This is a genomic window from Paenibacillus sp. FSL R7-0302, assembly GCF_038006885.1.
GTDB lineage: Bacteria > Bacillota > Bacilli > Paenibacillales > Paenibacillaceae > Paenibacillus_AQ.
In genome coordinates this window covers 3,541,563-3,556,213 of sequence record NZ_JBBOWB010000001.1, presented here as the reverse complement: position 1 = coordinate 3,556,213, position 14,651 = coordinate 3,541,563, and the positions used below count along the sequence as shown (strand labels likewise).

General features: G+C 45.4%; 9 protein-coding genes. 7 read left to right on the top strand and 2 right to left on the bottom strand.

All coding sequences use genetic code 11. The features are described 5' to 3' along the window. The first annotated feature begins 152 nt into the window (after nt 1–152). The 3 genes from MKY96_RS15625 to MKY96_RS15615 are packed head-to-tail and all read left to right on the top strand — an operon-like array spanning nt 153 to nt 2,348. The gene (locus MKY96_RS15625) at nt 153–1,025 is read left to right on the top strand and encodes a sensor histidine kinase (RefSeq protein ID WP_340941488.1); all 873 of its coding nucleotides are present in this window, start codon (nt 153–155) and stop codon (nt 1,023–1,025) included. Beyond that, nucleotides 994–1,659 (top strand): response regulator transcription factor, encoded by a 666-nt coding sequence (locus MKY96_RS15620; protein ID WP_340941487.1) that lies wholly within the window; start codon nt 994–996, stop codon nt 1,657–1,659. The genes MKY96_RS15625 and MKY96_RS15620 overlap by 32 nt, the downstream gene beginning before the upstream one ends. Before the next feature lie 29 nt (nt 1,660–1,688). Further along, nucleotides 1,689–2,348, top strand: a complete 660-nt coding sequence (locus tag MKY96_RS15615; protein WP_340941486.1) for a YcnI family protein — start codon at nt 1,689–1,691, stop codon at nt 2,346–2,348. 128 nt (nt 2,349–2,476) lie between these two features. On the opposite strand, the gene MKY96_RS15610 is transcribed toward MKY96_RS15615, so the two are convergent. Continuing rightward, nucleotides 2,477–2,836 carry a GBS Bsp-like repeat-containing protein gene (locus tag MKY96_RS15610; protein ID WP_340941485.1) on the bottom strand — a complete coding sequence of 120 codons (360 nt, stop codon included), beginning with the start codon at nt 2,834–2,836 and terminating at the stop codon, nt 2,477–2,479. Between the two features lie 86 nt (nt 2,837–2,922). Next, nucleotides 2,923–3,846: a GBS Bsp-like repeat-containing protein gene (locus MKY96_RS15605; protein ID WP_340941484.1), complete on the bottom strand. Its 924-nt coding sequence runs from the start codon at nt 3,844–3,846 to the stop codon at nt 2,923–2,925. A 191-nt stretch (nt 3,847–4,037) separates the two neighbouring features. On the opposite strand from MKY96_RS15605, the gene MKY96_RS15600 reads away from it, so the two are divergent. The 4 genes from MKY96_RS15600 to MKY96_RS15585 are packed head-to-tail and all read left to right on the top strand — an operon-like array spanning nt 4,038 to nt 14,641. Continuing rightward, nucleotides 4,038–5,489, top strand: a complete 1,452-nt coding sequence (locus tag MKY96_RS15600) for an FG-GAP-like repeat-containing protein (RefSeq protein ID WP_340941483.1) — start codon at nt 4,038–4,040, stop codon at nt 5,487–5,489. 24 nt (nt 5,490–5,513) lie between these two features. Then, the gene (locus tag MKY96_RS15595; protein ID WP_340941481.1) at nt 5,514–7,358 is read left to right on the top strand and encodes a discoidin domain-containing protein; all 1,845 of its coding nucleotides are present in this window, start codon (nt 5,514–5,516) and stop codon (nt 7,356–7,358) included. 25 nt (nt 7,359–7,383) lie between these two features. Further along, on the top strand, nt 7,384–9,000 hold the full coding sequence (locus MKY96_RS15590; RefSeq protein WP_340941479.1) for an RHS repeat domain-containing protein: 1,617 nt from the start codon (nt 7,384–7,386) through the stop codon (nt 8,998–9,000). Nucleotides 9,001–9,034: 34 nt separating this feature from the next. Then, the gene (locus tag MKY96_RS15585; RefSeq protein WP_340941478.1) at nt 9,035–14,641 is read left to right on the top strand and encodes an RHS repeat-associated core domain-containing protein; all 5,607 of its coding nucleotides are present in this window, start codon (nt 9,035–9,037) and stop codon (nt 14,639–14,641) included. The last annotated feature ends 10 nt before the right edge of the window (nt 14,642–14,651 follow it).

Here is a 14,651-nt window from a genome sequence, read left to right as displayed (position 1 = left end):
TGTTATGATAGGACGATGGGAGCTATGAAGAGAATGATTTAACTTTTAAATACTTAATTCTGTAACATATGCGGACGGGCATAGCCCTAAAGAGTCATGCCGCCGATCACCCGGAAATGGTAAAATAACGAACAGAAATTGGGGAGGGAACCGTGACGTATACCCGAATTAAAGTGCTTATCCTGCTGATTCCAACGGTTATGGTCGGTATCTGGGAATGGGTGAGACATCAGTTCCTGATGCCGTACATCTCTATGGACACGGGGAACTTCTTAACACCTGTATTGGTATTTCTGTGCAGTATTATTCTGCTGCTGCCGCTCTTTCGCCTCATGGAGCGAAATCAGCGTGAGCTCGAGCAGGAGCGGGCGGCCACCGGAGCGATGGAAGCTCGGGAGGCGCTGGCCAAAGAGCTGCATGACGGAATGGCCCAGTCCCTGTTCCTGCTCTCCGTGCGGATCGACCGGCTGGAGCATAGCCGCAAGGACGGCGGTATCAGCGCGGACCGTGTGGATCAGATCAAAAAGACCGTTCACGAGGTTAACCGTTATGCACGTCAGGCTATTGCCAATCTGAAGGTGCCCGTGAGCGGTGCGGAGAACTTCTCGCTGGAGCGTTCTATCCATGAGCAGCTGGCGGCCATAGCCGGAGAAGTCATGATCGAGGTATCTCTCGATTGGCATCTGGAGGAGCAGTTGCTGACGCCAGCGGAACAGGCAGAGCTGTTGTCCTGCATTCGTGAAGCGATTATCAATGTGCGTAAGCACACACGTGCCGGCAGGGTGTCCGTCTCGGGTCATGGGAATGAACACGGCTGGCGTATAACTGTTGCAGATGACGGTGCGGGGATTGAGCATGATGATCCTTTTGCGGTGAGCGGCAGCTATGGCCTACAGATTATGAGGGAACGGTCCCGCAGTATGGGCTGGAGATTGGATGTACAATCGGGGGCAGTCGGAACCACTGTAGAAATTACGAAGGGGGAGGTGCAGGATGGAACGCTGCCGGGTGCTGATCGTCGATGACCATGCACATGCCCGTGAGGCAATGAGCGAGATACTGGCGCTGGATGAACGGTTTGAAGTAATCGGTGCCGTGGCCAGCGGAGCGGAGGCGATTGTCTGGACCGGGCAATGGATGCCCGACCTGATCCTGATCGATATCGAAATGCCGGGAATGGATGGTCTGGAGACCACGCGGCGCATCAAGCTGGAATATCCGTATGTCCGGATTGTCATCGTCACCGTGTCGGATGAGATCTCTTATCTGTTTGAAGCGCTTAAGCAGGGGGCGCAGGGGTATCTCCTGAAGAATCTGGCCCCGTCGACCTGGATCGAATACCTACTGGCGATTGTAAGCGAGGAGGTGCCGCTGAGCCGGGAGCTGGCGTTCCAGATTCTGAAGGAGTTCGCGGTCACCTCCGTCAAGGAGGAGCGGGAGGCATTAACGGCGCGGGAGAAGGAGATACTGGGCTGTGTATCCTCCGGGTCCACCAATAAGGAGATTGCCGCCACCCTCGGGATCTCCGAGCATACGGTCAAGAATCACCTGAAGAATATCCTGCAAAAGCTTCAGCTTCAGAACCGAACACAGCTTACCAGATATGCTCTGGAGCAGGGGCTGGCTTCGCGGGAGCGGGATTTTCCGGGGAAGAGATAGATTATAACAAGAGACAAGGAGAGATTCATTTGAATAGATTGTTTCGTAAAATAGCCGCATTGGCCGCACCGGCAGCCGCAACATTACTATTGTTCGCAGCTGTGGCGAGTGCCCACGTAACCGTAAGTCCAGCGCAGTCCAGTACGGGGGCCTGGGAGACGTATACGCTGAAAGTGCCGTCTGAAAAAGAAAGCGCCACCGTGCAGGTGGATCTGCGGATACCGGCAGGCGCGGAATTCAAGCAATACGAAGCCACTCCCGGCTGGGAGGTAACGGTTGAAGGGAATAAAGTTAGCTGGATTGCGAAGGACGGCGGCATCCAGGCCGGACAGTTCCAGCGCTTCTACTTCACAGCCAAGAACCCGGACTCCGCAGGCGATATTGCCTGGGATGCCTATCAGCACTATGCCGATGGGAGCCTCGTGCAATGGTCCGGCGAACCCGGCTCGGAATCCCCGCACTCCATCACCGCCATCGCTGAAGCCTCCGGCAGCGCCGACGGCGGCCACGGCCACGGTGCCGCAGACATGTCCGGCAGCGGCACCATGACCATGGATGAGCATCAGGCCATTGTGGACCAGGAGGGCAAAGGTACCGGCACCTCGCCAATGCTCTACATTACCCTCGGCATCTCGCTGGTCTCCTTCCTGCTGGCAGCGATCGCTTTGCTTCGGGGGAAGCAGGAGTAGGTTGGAGGATTAGGATGGATTGACTTGTATGGAGAGAACCCCGCAGCAGATGTGAATTCTATCTGCTGCGGGGTTCTTTGTGGTTGGTATCAAGTGCTGTTTATCCAACTGCTGCTCAGGTGAAAATATCATTTGATTAAAATTGTTTTAACACCGATTCCAGTGCTATTTCCAAATGGGTTAGTGGTATAGATGTGCGTTATATAAGTGCCAGTCTCGTAATTGTGTTCACTGAGAGGAATGGTGATTTTCCATGTTCCTGGTGATACTTTTTGGCCGCCACTTTGCTTTATATCATCCTGACCGTTGAACTCGGTCCAAGTGTAGTAGGTTAGCTTAGAAATATCTTCACATATATTTTCTATTGTTATTTCATAGGAACCAGACTTTAAATTAACTTTATCTGGAATAATGACTTTGTTTGTTTTTACTATTGTTGAAACCCCTCCGAAATAAACGCCGTCAACCCAGACGTCATTGTAGTACAATCCAGACTCATTATTATGCTTGTTAAAAGGAACTACAGCTCGCCAAATGCCATCGGAAACTTTTGTGCCGGATATTAAAGGAGAGGCTAAATCATCCTGACCGTTGTAGTCCGTCCAAGAGGGGAAAACAACATTTTGGCGTCCTTATTGACTCCATAGGCGTAGACTTCATACGAACTATCCAATAGATTTACCTCAGAGGGAGCAATTATAGAAGAATGGACTTGAGTCTGAACACCGATTCCAGTGCTATTTCCGTATAAGTCAGTTGTATAGATATGGGTAGTATATATACCTGTCTCGAAAGAATGATCACTTAATGGCACCGTGATTTTCCACATACCTGGCGATACTTTCTGCCCTTTATTTTGCTTCAAATCATCCTGACCATTGGCTTCAGCCCAAGTGTAGAAGGTCATATTAGTTATTGCTTCACTTACTCCTTCAACGATAATATCATACGCTCCATCTTTAAATTTTACCTTCTCTGGAATAGTAACCTTATTTCTTGTAACAACTGTAGTGGTTCCTCCAAAATACACACCATCAACCCAGACATCATTGTAGTACAACCCAGACTCCTGATTATGTTTGCTAAAAGGAACGACAGCTTTCCAAATACCATCGGAGACTTTTTCACCGGCTACCAAAGGAGAAGCTAAGTCATCATTACCATTAAAGGCCGTCCAAGTAGGAAAGGTGACATTTTTGGCTTCCTTTTTAACCCCATAGGCATATACCTCATAGGAGCTATCTAATAAAGTCGCTTCTGCTGGTGCTTGAACTACAGGTGTTTTAAGGTTGCTTTTAGAGGTCATATTACCGTTCAAGTCATATTTATAAATAATGACCGTTCCATCATCATAAGCCACACTGCTGAGCTGTCCCGTAGAACCTTTGTAATTATACTGAACTGCTAAAGACACATCGGTGTCCCATATCAAAAATAGAAGCATTCCCAACACAAACACACTAAATTTTAAATAACATTTATTTACGAATACACGCATTTCTCTTTATCCCCCTAAATCAATTCTTAGAGGATTATAGCCTTTTCGGAAATCTCTGTAAATTATATAATTCTGCATTTTGATAATGTGACCAAAATAATACGCAATCGACAATATAAGTTATATTTCGACAAAATACAACCGTTTAAATGTGCGGGGCGGTAAATTATGATGGTTGAGGAAGTCATTGGATGGATACAGGCGAGTTCCGAAAAGTAGAGCTACGACAAATTCAACTAAAGAGAGGGCCTTATAGCAACATGGAAAATTTCAGAAAACTCAAGAAAGTGTTTCTTCTCATCACTATACTCTGTTCATTTATTATGAGTACAAATACTTCCGCAGCTGGAGCCTCCAATCTGAATAAGCATATCGGCTACGTCCCATGGAGCTGGAGCACAACTAGCCGTATGGTCGATGACAATAGTCAGATGTGGTTTGAGGATGTTAACGGGGACGGGAAGAAGGATCTAATCTCCAAGGGCGAAGCAGGAGCCTGGAATGCTGGAGTTGTATACGTTGCCTTAAGCACCGGAAGGGGGTTTCAGCCTTGGACGTGGAATTCCGGTTCCCGCATGATAGACGACAATAGTCCGATGTGGTTCGCTGACGTGAATGGGGATGGCATGTCAGATCTTATCACAAAAGGTGAACCAGGAGCCTGGAATGCCGGGGTCATCTACGTTTCTTTAAGCACGGGGAATGGCTACCAGGCTTGGACCTGGAACTCTGGTGTACGTATGCTTGATGATCAAAGTCCATTGTGGCTTGAGGATGTGAACGGGGATGGCAGAAAGGATTTAATTTCAGTTGGACAGGCAGGGTCATGGAACGAGGGGCGCATATACGTATCCTTAAGCACAGGAGCAGGCTACCAGCCTTGGACATGGACGTCCTCAATCAAAATGCTCAATCCTCTAGATACAGCATGGTTTGCAGATGTGAATGGAGACGGTAAGGCAGATTTAATCGCAAAAGGGCAGCCGGGCGCAATCAATGCTGGTCAGATGTATGTCTCTTTAAGCAACGGCAGCGGTTATAATCCATGGACTTGGGCATCTGGATCACGGATGGTTAATGACAACGATGTTCAGTGGTTTGCTGATGTGAATGGAGACGGCAAAGCCGACATGATATCCAAAGGTCAGCCCGGAACAGCCAATGCTGGATATGTGTTCGTCTCGTTGAGTAATGGAGCAGGTTATGCCTACTGGACATGGAACAGCGGCAAACGAATGATCGACGACAGCGGAACCATGTGGTTCACAGATATTAATGGAGATGGCAAGGCCGATATGATATCAGTAGGGAAAAATGTAGGGTATAACGATGGCTGGTTGTACGCCTCCCTGAGTGATGGAAGTGGCTATCCCTACTGGACCTGGAACTCTGACAGTAGAATGATTGATAGTAATGATTTATGGTTCAGCGATGTGAGCGGCGACGGAAGAGGGGACTTGATTATTAAGGGAAGCGGCCGGGAAGCAGGTTTTGTTCGCGTTGCAGTCAGTACGGATTTTAATCTGATTCAGCACGAGTATAATGCAGCCGGCCAACTCCTGCTTACTATCTTGCCAGACGGATCAACAATTCAATATACATATGATAAGAACGGGAATTTGCTGAAAGTGGAAAAGAAATAATCTATTAGAGGATGGAGAGGTTTAATGAAACTCTATAAAACGCTTGGTTTGTTTTTTTTATTTCTTATTTTAAGCTCAATCTCTGTGAATGCTGAACCCTCAAATAATCTTAACACAACATTCTATCATTATGATTCTGGCGGTAGCCGGCTGGATTACACAATAGATTCAAACAACAATAGTACCTATTATCTGTATGACCGAAACGGGAATATCAAACGAAAGATTGCATCCTCTGGAGTTAGCGTCTTTACCTCATCTAGTATAGAAGGCTGGGAGCCTTACAAACTAAGCGACAATAATGCGGCAACGGTATGGTCAAGTGTGAATAGGGGCAACGAAGACGATGTGGAATGGGTAGCTGCTGACCTAGGCAAAAGTGGTATTGTAGGCGGAGTCGAATTAACTCCAAGGGGGAAGCTGTCTTTTCCGGTTAACTTTAAAATACAGTCTAGTGACGATGCAGTGGCTTGGACAGATCTCCCTGGTCAGACCTACAGCAATTTTGTCAATGATGGTTCGACTCATTTTTTTCAGTTTGAAGCACCAGTAATTGCAAGATACATAAGAGTATATGCTACGAAGTTAGGGAAGGACGATAACGGACAACTATATTTCCAACTTGCTGAAATTAAGATAATGCGGTCTACTGTTGCGACTTCATCCACAATTGGCGGCTGGCCTGCGTCCAGACTGGTAGATCAGAATGCTACAACTACCTGGTCAAGCATAGCGCGTTATCCGGCTGAGAGTACAGAATGGATCGTCGTTGATTCTGGGAGCGTACAGATGATAGGAGGAGTTCAACTATATCCAAGAGGAACATTGGGATTTCCGGTAGATTTTAGAATACAGAGCAGTAGTGATGCTAAGTCTTGGACAGATATCCCGGGACAGGCCTACAGAGGATATATCAACAATGGATCTGTACAAACATTCAAATTCGATGCCCCTGTCATTGACCGTTACGTAAGGCTTTATGCTACCATGCTTGGTACGGATGACAATGGAGGTTATTATTTTCAGCTTGCTGAGATTGCAGTCAATTTGTCAACGGTAGCAGTGTCTTCTGAAATAAACGGCTGGCCTGCGTCCAGACTCGTGGATCAGAATGCTACAACAACCTGGTCAAGCATAGGGCGATATCCGGCTGAGAGTACAGAGTGGATCGTCCTTGATTCTGGAAGCGTACAGATGATAGGAGGAGTTCAACTATATCCAAGAGGAACATTAGGATTTCCTGTTGACTTTAAAATACAGAGCAGTAGCGATGCTAAGTCATGGACAGATATCCCGGGACAGTCCTACACAGGATATATTAACAATGGATCTGTTCAAACATTTAACTTCGATGCTCCTGTTATTGACCGCTATGTAAGAATTTACGCAACCAAACTAGGTACGGATGATAATGGAGGATATTATTTTCAGCTTGCTGAGATTAAGGTCAATTTGTCAACAGTAGCTGTCTCTTCTGCACTGAATGGCTGGTCCGCATCAAGATTGGTAGACCAAAACACTTCAACCATTTGGTCAAGTATAGCCCGTTATCCGTCAACAAGTACAGAGTGGGTAGCTGTAGATTCCGGTATGATCCAGAAGATTACTGGCATTCAACTGATTCCAAGAGCAACATTGGGATTTCCGGTTGATTTTAAAATACAGAGCAGCGTAGACGGTAAAGTCTGGACAGACATAAAGGGACAGTCTTATACCGGCTATGTTAACAATGGGAAGATTAAAACGTTCACCTTCGATGCTCCCATCCTGGCACGGTATGTACGAGTATATGCGACCAAACTTGGTACCGATGATAACGGAGGTTTTTATTTTCAGCTGAGCGAGTTCGGGATCAATAAATCTAAATAATACTACCTAAGAATCGAGGAGTCTAATGCGTAAATCTTTATCTGCAAATCCATTTGTTTTCACAATCGTTCTTTTAATGTTTTCTTTCACTATTTTGAATTCTGCGTCTGCCGCTACCTTCTACTATTATGATGCGAATGGCAGATTGGCACAAAAAAGCGAATTGACCGGAGAGACGGAACGCTACTTCTACGATAACAACGGGAATCTAGCATCTAAGAATTTTGGAGAACCCTATTTTGAATTACAGACTGCTTTTGGCTCCAAACAAGGAGAGAACAACTGGTACTACCAGCTATGGGACGGAGTACAGTACAAGGATATGAAGTGGGATCCGGTTGAATCAAGATGGAGAGGGGAGCAAAACTGGGACATCGTTAGCAAGGAATGGATGCATCCAGACGGCAATGACGCCGTGCTTAAATGGGTTGCACCTCAAACCGGGTCCATACGAATCGCAGGAAGAGTAGCCAAACACCCGCTCAACCTGGAAGGTGACGGGGTGCGCGTTAAGATTATGAAGAACAGTACGCAAATCTGGCCCTCAGCAGGTTGGCAAAGTATACGAGGTGATGATGCCATCGGAGTGACCACGGACGTAAACATTAATGTGACCAATGGGGACTCTATCTATTTCATTGTTAATCAAAATGGAACCATAGGATATGATGCCACTAAATGGTCACCGTCAATTACATATATTGAAAAAGCTTCGACTGCATTTGGCTCTGAGCAGGGAAGAAACAACTGGTACTATCAACTATGGAACGGAGTCCAGTATAAAGACATGACATGGGACCCGGCGGAAGCAAGATGGAGAGGGGAGCAAATCTGGAACATTGTCAGCAAGGAATGGATGCATCCGGATGGTAATGACGCTGTGCTTAGATGGGTTGCGCCTCAAACGGGTTCCATACGGATCGCAGGCAGGGTAGCCAAACACCCGGTTAACCTGCAAGGGGATGGGGTGCGCGTGAAAATTATGAAGAACAGCACTCAAGTCTGGCCCTCAGCAGGTTGGCAAAGTATAAAAGGCGATGATGCTATCGGAGTGACGGCGAACATGAATATTAATGTAACAAAGGGGGACTCCCTCTATTTTGTCGTCAACCAGAATGGTGATCAGCTCTATGATGGGACTACATGGAATCCCTCGATTACATATATTGAAAAGATGTCATCCGCTTTTGGCTCCGAACAGGGAAAGAATAACTGGTACTACCAACAGTGGGACGGAACCCAGTATAAAGACATGTCAAGGGACCCGGCTGAATTAAGATGGAGAGGGGAACAAAACTGGAATATTGTCAGTAAGGAATGGATGCATCCGGAAGGTAATGATGCTGTGCTTAAATGGGTTGCGCCTCAAACGGGTTCCATACGTATCGCAGGAAGAGCAGCTAAACACCCGGTGAACCTGGAAGGGGACGGGGTGCGCGTGAAGATTATGAAGAATAGCACTCAAGTCTGGCCCTCAGCAGGCTGGCAAAGTATAAAAGGCGATGATGCTATCGGAGTGACGACGAACTTGAATATTAATGTGACAAAGGGAGATTCCATCTATTTTATCGTCAACCAGAATGGTAACTATGGGTACGATGCTACTAAATGGAATCCATCTATAAATTATATCTTGCAATAGCTTAATCAAATATATTACGACAGGAGAACTGTTCATGCGAACTAAATCGCTATTCAATCGCTGGTTGATCATTATTTTATCTATTGCTCTGGTGTTGAGCTCGTTTCCGTCCTTGCAGGGATCGGCATATGCTGAAATGGTACAAAATTCACCTGCGGTTTCAAAAGTTGCTGCTGTTCCCACCCCCTCTGCTACCCCAAGTCCTGAGTTTTCTAAAAGACCTGAACCTCAGCCAACTGCACCTTCAGTAGATTACAAAGAGCGGAGTGATTTCTCCTACAAGCAGACCGTTTCCGAGTCTTCCGTGATGAAAGATGTATATCTAACAGAAGACGGAAATCCTACTCCCCCTAAACCTTTTAACATCTTAGAAGAGGAGCCGGAGCTTCGCCTGCTCGCTCTTCATTATAGTGAGCAGTTTGGTAGCATCCAAGAACCTTATTTGAGTAAAGAGCTTGTCGAAGAACTTGCTGCAGACGGTGCTCGTATCAAAGATATGTATGCGATCGCTTTTTTACAAGATCTATTGGATATGCCCCCTCTGAAGCTTTGGGAAGAACAACAACTGAAATCAATGTCTTGGATTGAGCTTGAAGCCAGTTTAACAACGAAGATGTCCGGTCCCTCCAGTTCAAAAACTGTAACAGAAGACGTATATCCAATAGAATCGGATATTTTCTCGTTACATAGAGAGCGAGCAAGCATTATCGATGCGGTATATAGCGAGTCAGAATTGGCTTTTCCCCAGCGTGCTCTATATAAACTAAACCAGAATATTGCTAGTCTACTTAATGGCAATGGAATGAAAGTGATTAATCAGACCTTTAAAGAACAATATTCTGATCATTACGAAACCAATGAAGCAATCGATCCGGCTACAGGAACCTTAACCTGGAAAAGTAATCAAATCTCACTCCCTGGACGTGATGGTCTTGACTTGAATCTGGGGGTCATATACAGTTCCAATCAAGCCAGTCCTTATCTTCCTAATGCCACCAATGAATATGGAACTCCTGTGAATACCAGAGAAATTTATGATTATAATCTGAGGCGAAATCAGTTGGGTCTGGGATGGTCCTTCCGAATTCCCTATGTTGATACGGACAATAGTCAGATCTATTATCATGATGGGGAAGGAGGAAATTATGAACTTAGGCAAACAAATGAATTTGGAGCAGATGGATACAGTCTTCTGAATTTAAAAGATTATCAAAAAGGAGACACTAAAGTATATTTTTCTTCGCAGAATCAAGAACTCTATGTCGAGCGTTCGGATCATTCACGAGAATACTATACTATGCGTGATACTTGGCCGAGTAACTACGGAGAGTTGTACCAAAAAGTAGACCGATTTGGAAATAAGATAACTTATGAGTACGGTATGTTAGAAGGGACAAATGGAGAACGGGCACTAAAAAAAATAACGGATACGATCGGACGAACCCTTGAATTTGACTATGTATACTCGACACCTGCAAACCCAGTTTTAGAGTCTCTTACTGTTACGGTGAAAGATCCGGGCCAACGTGCCGTGCAAAGGATCAAGTATACGCAAGATAATCTATTTATGTCCTCAACCGGAGAAATGCTTTCAGCCCTATCGAAAATTGATATAGAAGGGAAAGTCGTCACAGAATTTAATTATCAGGGGGCCATGTATAATTTTGATTATTATCATCGTAGCATTCCGTCCATGTATTCGACGTATACAGCCAATCTTATTTTAACAAAAGTAAAGTATAATTCTACCTCTGAGACCGTGTATGTACCGGAGAAAGCGGTGCATAATCTTGGGAATGAAGGGTTAATCGAGCAAAGCCGAATTATGAGCCGGTATGATGTGATTTTAAAACAAAATGGCGTACAAGAAATTAACAATAGAATCAATTATGAATATGATGGGGATTATTCGGGTTTTCCGGCATTACTAGTAGAAAAAGGAAACGAAATGGTACTTCCTGATGGATATACCTTCTCCAGTGCGGTCATTCAATTAGACAAATCCGGACAACAAGTCGAGAAAGTGACAACCGCATATAATCATGAACGGCAAATGGTATCGGTGGATAAAACCATTCTTGCGGGAGCAAATGCAGGAGAACGCAAGGTGGAACGATACACAGGATTCCAACCCAATTTCAAGTATACCCCTACATCAATAGAGCAGCTAGAGTATCAAGGAGACGCGGATCCCAATCCCAATCAACTATTTACAGACATAAGCTATGATGCTTTAGGATATGTCACTTCTCAAACGGTTCCATTGAATGTGATACAGCGAAATGATCTGGCTCTAAAAGAAAAGTACACGACTCGTTATACCTATGATCCGACCTTTCATTTTATCGCTTCGCAGTCTAGGTATCAAAATGAGAGTGATTCCGTTCCAAAAAGCCAAACGTATAGTTACACTGCTCAAGGCAGATTACAAAATACGATGAATCCGCTGGGCGAAGCGACAGAGTATGTCTATGAGAACGCAGGGGATAGATCGGGTAGCCTCCATAAGATGACGGCGATTCTTAAGACAGCGGGGGGAAAGATAGCCCGTAAAAACGTAACGACTTATGGGGCAGATACTGGGTATGCTTACCCGACGAAGCAAGAGGATTATATTGATATTGGTCAACCGGCTCAGCAGATCATCAGCAAAACAATGGGTTATGATCTGGGCTTAGGCAAGCTTGTTCGTGAAACGGATGGGAATAATCAAACTACAAGTTATGCTTATGATGAGCTAGGCAGATTGTTGAAGATTACGAAACCCAATTATACGAATACTAACGGGGTGAGCTACAGTGAGACGGAGGAGTATAAATACAAAAATAATCAAGTCTCAACAAACTATGATGCTGTCAACGCCGGAACGAAAAGTTTCGTTGTTGACACCATTCACAGTGTGACCCAAGTTTCTAATGGAAACACTGTCAAGACGTACGGTATTGTGTTTTACAATGGACTGGGACAGGCTCTGCTCGAAGAACGATATGATCCTAATGTAGAAAGGTATACCCAAACGCAATACCATTATGATGAATGGAGCCGGCCGGTATATTCTATCGATCCCGCGGGAAATACGCTTACCGCCAGCTATGATGGCTGGGGAAGGCAGAGCCGTGCCACCAATGCCAATAATGATCAGATGATCAGCGACTACAATTTCAAAACACGTACCAACAGCAGTTATATTAAGGATCACTCTAACGGAGAAGTGTTGAATTACGTAGAGCAGAGCTATGATCCTTGGGGGAACAAGCTCTCAGCGGCTACCTACAAGGATTGGCCAGCCAATCAGCAACGGATTGCCGAATCATACCGGTACGATATTATGGGGAATGTTACAGGGTATACTGACCCTAACCACAATCTGAATGAAGATGGGGTAACTACCTCCTTCACGTATGATGCTTTAGGCCGGTTAACCAGCCTGAAGGATGCCTTGAACCAGACAACGAACTACAGCTATGACGGGAACGGCCAAGTCACCAAGGTCACGATTCAAGCCAAAGGCGGTACTCCGCAAACTCTAAATACAAAGAGCTTTAACGAATTGGGTCTGCCTAGCGTCAAGCAGGACGGCGTCTCGCAAAGTGAGAACTACACGTATAATAGCCTGGGCCAACTAGCCGCCAAAACAGACCGCAATGGCAGCTCATTCGATTATGTATACGATGAAGGCGGGCAGTTGAAAATCAGCACGATTCGAGGAAATATTAATAATGTAGCGCAAACACAGGAAACCAAAATGATTTTCGGCGATGGCAGCCCGGATAAACAAACAGTCCTTACCTTTACCAATGGGGTACAGACCGCTTCACATACCCAAACCCAGAACAGTCTGGGTCAGGTAGGCAGTGTATATTCGAAATCGGGTACACATACGGCATGGATCGGTAACCAGCTCGATGTCTTAGGACGAATGAAACAGATTACAGACAACTATATGGGCTTCTCTGCGAATTACCAATATCAGAAGGAACGGCTGGACAAAGTTCAGACGAATGGAAGTTCGACCCTAAATAGCGACCCTTCTGTAAATGCCCAGTACAGTTATTATGCGAATAACCAGATTCATCGGATTGTCTATCCGACACTGATGGATGGAAGCCAGTTAATAACGACATATACGTATAACAAAGTACTCGGCTGGACGGAAACGATGGAAAATACTAAGGGAAGCGGCAGCCTGTCCAGTTACACCTACAGCTATGACAACAACGGGAACCGGATCTCCGTCAGCGAATCACGCAACGGAGCCGCTGCTCAAAAAACCAATTATAGCTACGACGCGCTGAACCGGCTGATCTCCATCAGCCGCCCAGACGGCGGCCAAACGACGTATACGTATGATGTGCGAGGCAACCGCCTAACGTTGTCTGATACGAACACCGTAAGCTTGGATTCTATGGATACCAGCTACACCTATGATCTGCAGAATACTTTAACGAGTGTCACCAAAGGCGGAGCCAGTACCAGCTTCCAGTACTACGCCGATGGCATGCGTTCCATGAAAACTAAGGGGAATATCCAGACTCAGGTCAATTACGACTTCCAGGGTCAAGTCATCTCGGAAGAGAAACTCGTGAATGGCGATTTTGTCGAGCGGGCGAACTATGTTCGTGGCGACCGGGTGTTAGTGAAGAAGGACAAGAACGTCAAGGACAACACGGTCAAAGACTATTATTACCTGTACAATGGACATGGTGATGTGGTACAGATCGTAGATACCACGGGCAAGGTCGTTAACAACTATGTGTACGATGAATGGGGCAACATCACCAGCCAGGACGAGAAAACCTCTAATTCCTTCAAATATACGGGAGAGGTTTATGACGAGGAGACAGGGCTGTATTACCTGCGGGCCCGCTATTATGACCCGAGCATGGGGCGGTTTTTAAATGAGGATACATATGAGGGGCAGATTGATAATCCGCTGAGTCAGAATTTGTATACGTATGTGGGAAATAACCCATTAATATTTTCAGACCCATCTGGTCATAGTATGGAAAGCGATCATGTACTTCCTCAACATGTTCTTAATCAACTTGCACCTCTATCAGCTGGTTGGGAAGATTTACAGAGACAACTTTTATCATTAGATAATAGTTCGACCAGTAATATAACTAGGATGAACATTATAGCGTTACAAACTACTATACACCGTGCAGCTCAAAATATAAGATTTAATTATTTCAGTACAATTAAAAATCCAACACAAACACAGATTGACGCTGCAAGTAGTGCGGGATACATTTTTGGGAAAAATGTAGATTTGAGTGCAGGTTATAAGGGGAGAGTTGATGCACAAAATGATGGTAGTGGTACTCAAAGACATGGACATATTTTCGGACCCAAAGGGGAAGAATGGGCGCGCAATCTAGATGGAACTATCCATGATGCTAATAGAAATAGTCCTGGATCACCACCAAAATGGGTACAGAAAGAAATGGAAAACAAAACAAGGTTTAAGTGGAACGAAGTTAACTCAACTCCACCTACAAGCTCTATAAATCCAGGAAACGCAGAAACTGGTTTGTATGTAGTTGGTGGAGGTTATCTTGCTTATAGAGGAATAAGACTCCTACCTTCATTAATACCTATATTGTGGCCAACTCTGCCCGCAAATTTACTAGCCCCATAGGAGGAAAAAA